Source organism: Microbacterium sp. CPCC 204701 (assembly GCF_004010105.1).
GTDB lineage: Bacteria > Actinomycetota > Actinomycetes > Actinomycetales > Microbacteriaceae > Microbacterium.
Genome location: NZ_RRYE01000285.1, coordinates 1 through 3,960, shown reverse-complemented (window position 1 = coordinate 3,960; position 3,960 = coordinate 1). Strand labels below are relative to the sequence as shown.

Genomic DNA, 3,960 nt, shown 5'->3' with positions numbered 1-3,960 from the left:
AGCTGCGCGAGGCTGTGCGCGCCGACCCGGGCTGGCGACTGGTCGTTGCCGACGTCGCACAGCTCGAGCCCCGCGTGCTCGCCGCGATGTCCGGCGACCTCTCGCTCGCGTCGGCGGCGCGGGGCCGCGACCTGTACGCCGGCATCGTCGACAGTGGTGCGGTCGCGTCGCGGTCGGAGGCCAAGGTGGCGATGCTCGGTGCGATGTACGGGGCGACGACGGGGGAGTCCGGCCGGCTCGTCCCGCGCCTGCGCCGCGCCTACCCGAAGGCGATGGGCCTCGTGGACGAGGCTGCCCGCGTCGGCGAGGACGGCGGGCTGGTCTCGACGTGGCTCGGCCGCACCTCACCGCCTCCGTCTTCGACCTGGTCGGACGCCCAGTCGCGAGCGACCGAGGCCGAGGCATCCGGAGCCGACGAGACGCGCGCGCGTCGATGGGCTCGCGATCGCGGCCGGTTCACGCGCAACTTCGTCGTCCAGGGCACCGCCGCGGAATGGGCGCTCGCGTGGCTCGCCGACCTGCGCACGCGTCTTGCGGCCCTGCCGCCCGTCGCCCAGGGTGCGAGTGCTCCTCGCTCGGGCCCGGCGTTCGCCTGCCGCCCCCACATCGCGTTCTTCCTCCACGATGAGGTCATCGTGCACGCCCCGCACGAGCACGCGGAGGCCGCCGCGCGGGCCGTGACGGATGCCGCGGCCGCCGCGGCGCGGATCCTCTTCGGCGAGTTCCCCATCGACTTCCCGCTCGATGTGCGCATCGCAGAGACGGCGCTCAAGGACTGACGGCTCAGAGGCCGCATCCAGTCGGCGGCGATAGACTCGCACACGCGAATGGGTCGGCTGGACGGTCGCGTCGTGAGCGGTTCGCCGCTCGCGCCGAGGAACGTCCGGGCTCCACAGGGCAGGGCGGTGGGTAACACCCACCCGGAGCGATCCGCGAGACAGTGCCACAGAAAGCAGACCGCCCCGCCGGTCCCTGAGCTTGTCGAAGGGCCGGCGGGGTAAGGGTGAAAGGGTGGTGTAAGAGACCACCGGGGTCGTGGTGACACGGCCCGCACGGTAAACCTCGCCCGGAGCAAGGCCAGACAGGGGATGACGACGCGGCCCGCCGAGTCCCCGGGTAGGCCGCTGGAGCGGCACGGCGACGTGTCGCCGAGAGAGATGACCGTCCACGGGGCTTCGACCCCCGGACAGAACCCGGCGTACAGGCCGGCCCATTCGCGCTCTCGTCAGCCGCGCGCCAGCGCCGCGGCTCCGATGATGCCCGCGTTGTTGCGATGCACCGCCGGCACGATCGGCGTCGTGAGGTCGAGCAGGTGCAGGAACTGGTCCGAGTGCTTGGACACTCCGCCACCGACCACGAACAGGTCGGGGCTGAAGAGGAACTCGATGTGGCTGTAGTACCACTGCAGCCGCTTCGCCCACTGTTCCCACGTCAGATCGTCGCGCTCCATCGCGGAGTACGCGGCGTAGGCCTCGGCATCCTTCCCGTGCTTCGCGCGCTGGACATGACCCAGCTCGGAGTTCGGCACGAGCACCCCGTTGTACAGCAGCGCCGAGCCGATGCCGGTGCCGAGCGTCGTGAGGATCGTCAGGCCCTTCTGGTCCTTCGCCGCCCCGTACCGCACCTCCGCGACACCGGCGACATCGGCGTCGTTGGCGAAGTGGATGTCGCGACCCAGGCCGTCTTCGAAGAACTTCTCGGCCTCGAACCCGATCCAGTCGTCTGCGACGTTGGCTGCCGACAGCGTACGGCCGTTCTTCACGATCGCGGGGAACGCGACGCCCAGCGGCACGGACGCGTCGTCCTCGACGCCGAGGGTCGAGAGCACCTCCGTCACTGCGGCGAGCACGTCGGGCGGATGCGCGCCCTCCGGCGTGGCGACCTTCACCCGGTCGCTCACGAGCTCGCCGCGCTCGAGGTCGACGATGCCCGCCTTGATGCCGGTTCCGCCGATGTCCACGCCCACGGCGCGTGCTGCGTCAGATGCCATGGCCACAGCCTAGCCAGGCGACCGCACGCGGTGAGAAGCGGACCCGTTCCCCGCCGGGTGCGCGTCACTAGGATCGTGCTGACGGCGGCGAAGCCCGCGATCGGGAGGAGTGCACGATGACCGGCGACAGCGAGAAGTACTGGTACAACCTCAAGACCGGCGAGGTCGAGAAAGGATACGAATCGCCCTCGGTCGATCGCGCGGGCCCGTTCGAGACTCCGGAGGAGGCCGCGCGGGCTCCTGAGATCCTGCGCGAGCGCTCGCGCGCGTGGGCCGAGGACGAAGCGCGCGAGGAGTCGTGGGGCGATCGCACGTCAGGCATGTCCACCGACGACCAGTAGTCTGGCATCGGCCGCGATCGGCCCGGCGGTGCAGGCACCGGAGAGGATGCGATGGACAAGCAGCGTGACTTCGTTCTGAGGACCATCGAGGAGCGGGGCGTCAAGTTCGTCCGGCTCTGGTTCACCGATGTGATCGGCACGCTCAAGTCGGTCGCGATCGCGCCGGCGGAGGTCGAGGGGGCCTTCAGCGAGGGCCTGGGCTTCGACGGCTCCGCGATCGAGGGTCTTACGCGCTCGTACGAGTCGGATCTGCTCGCGCACCCCGACCCCACCACTTTTCAGATCCTGCCCTGGCGTGGCGAGATCGACCCCACCGCGCGCATGTTCTGCGACATCACGACACCCGACGGCCAGCCTGCGGTCGCCGACCCGCGGCACGTCCTCAAGCGCACGCTCGCCAAGGCGGCGGATTCGGGGTTCACGTTCTACACGCACCCCGAGATCGAGTTCTACCTGCTGAAGTCATCTGCGTTCGGAGCCGAAGGACCGGAGCCGGTCGACTCGGCCGGCTACTTCGACAACGTGCCCGGAGGAACCGCGCACGACTTCCGCCGCCGCTCGGTGCGGATGCTCGAAGACCTCGGGATCTCGGTCGAGTTCAGCCACCATGAGGGCGGCCCCGGCCAGAACGAGATCGACCTGCGCTACGCCGATGCGCTGGCGACCGCCGACAACATCATGACCTTCCGCACGGTCATCAAGGAGGTCGCGATCGAGCAGGGCGTCTACGCGACGTTCATGCCGAAGCCCATGACGGGTAAGCCCGGCAGCGGCATGCACACGCACATGTCGCTGTTCGAGGGCGACAGGAACGCCTTCTACGAGGAGGGCGCCCAGTACCAGCTCTCCAAGGTCGGCCGGCAGTTCATCGCGGGCCTCCTGCGTCACGCCAACGAGATCTCGGCCGTGACGAACCAGTTCGTGAACTCCTACAAGCGACTGTGGGGCGGGGACGAGGCCCCGAGCTTCATCTGCTGGGGGCACAACAACCGCTCCGCGCTCGTGCGCGTTCCGCTGTACAAGCCCAACAAGGGCCAGTCCTCTCGTGTGGAGTACCGCGCGCTCGACTCCGCGGCGAACCCGTACCTGGCGTTCGCGCTCATGCTCGCGGCGGGCCTGAAGGGCATCGAGGGCGAATACGAGCTGCCGCCCGAGGCCGAAGACAACGTGTGGTCGCTGACGGATGCCGAACGCCGCGCGCTCGGCTACGCGCCGCTGCCGGCGAGCCTCGATCATGCGCTCGAGTACATGGAGGAGTCCGAGCTCGTCGCCGAGACGCTGGGCGAGCAGGTCTTCAACTACGTGCTGCTGAACAAGCGTCGCGAGTGGCAGGAGTACCGGTCGCAGGTGACGCACTTCGAGCTCAAGAGCAACCTCGAGATGCTCTGAACCCGTAGCACGCATGTCCGCGAGCGAACGGTCCGGTTCACTGACGCCGCTGGCGCGGTTGGGTTTCGGTCGCCTCACGGAGGCGGAGTCGATGCTGGCGGAGCTCCAGGACGTCACCGGGATCCCTCGGGAGCGGGCGCTCGAGGGCGCTGCTGACGCCGCCGACCCCGACGAGGCGCTGCAGGCGCTCGCGCGGCTCGCACGCCGCGACGCCGAGGCGGTCCGCCAGGCCGCCGAGCG

At 69.7% G+C, this 3,960-nt stretch carries 4 protein-coding genes and 1 other RNA gene; 4 read left to right on the top strand and 1 reads right to left on the bottom strand.

Annotated elements, in window-relative coordinates; translation table 11 throughout:
- Together EIO58_RS14020 and rnpB are read left to right on the top strand one after the other, a co-directional pair.
- Positions 1-779 (top strand): DNA polymerase (locus EIO58_RS14020; RefSeq protein WP_240658858.1); only part of this gene is annotated, 779 nt, incomplete at its 5' end.
- A gap of 49 nt (positions 780-828) precedes the next feature.
- An RNA gene (gene rnpB, locus EIO58_RS14015) (RNase P RNA component class A) lies at positions 829-1,217 on the top strand.
- A gap of 8 nt (positions 1,218-1,225) precedes the next feature.
- On the opposite strand, the gene ppgK is transcribed toward rnpB, so the two are convergent.
- A complete protein-coding gene (gene ppgK / locus EIO58_RS14010) occupies positions 1,226-1,990 on the bottom strand; it encodes a polyphosphate--glucose phosphotransferase (protein WP_127820053.1) in 765 nt (254 codons plus the stop codon).
- A 116-nt stretch (positions 1,991-2,106) separates the two neighbouring features.
- Between ppgK and EIO58_RS14005 the strand changes: the two genes are divergently transcribed.
- Together EIO58_RS14005 and glnA are read left to right on the top strand one after the other, a co-directional pair.
- Positions 2,107-2,331, top strand: coding sequence for an SPOR domain-containing protein (locus EIO58_RS14005; protein ID WP_127820052.1), 225 nt, complete (start codon positions 2,107-2,109; stop codon positions 2,329-2,331).
- 51 nt (positions 2,332-2,382) lie between these two features.
- Positions 2,383-3,720 (top strand): type I glutamate--ammonia ligase, encoded by a 1,338-nt coding sequence (gene glnA / locus EIO58_RS14000; RefSeq protein WP_127820051.1) that lies wholly within the window; start codon positions 2,383-2,385, stop codon positions 3,718-3,720.
- Positions 3,721-3,960: the final 240 nt, after the last annotated feature.

What these genes read in the sequence shown, in the direction of transcription:
- ppgK (WP_127820053.1), bottom strand. Translation starts at nt 1,990, where the DNA reads ATGGCATCTGACGCAGCACGCGCCGTGGGCGTGGACATCGGCGGAACC.
- EIO58_RS14005 (WP_127820052.1), top strand. Translation starts at nt 2,107, where the DNA reads ATGACCGGCGACAGCGAGAAGTACTGGTACAACCTCAAGACCGGCGAG.
- glnA (WP_127820051.1), top strand. Translation starts at nt 2,383, where the DNA reads ATGGACAAGCAGCGTGACTTCGTTCTGAGGACCATCGAGGAGCGGGGC.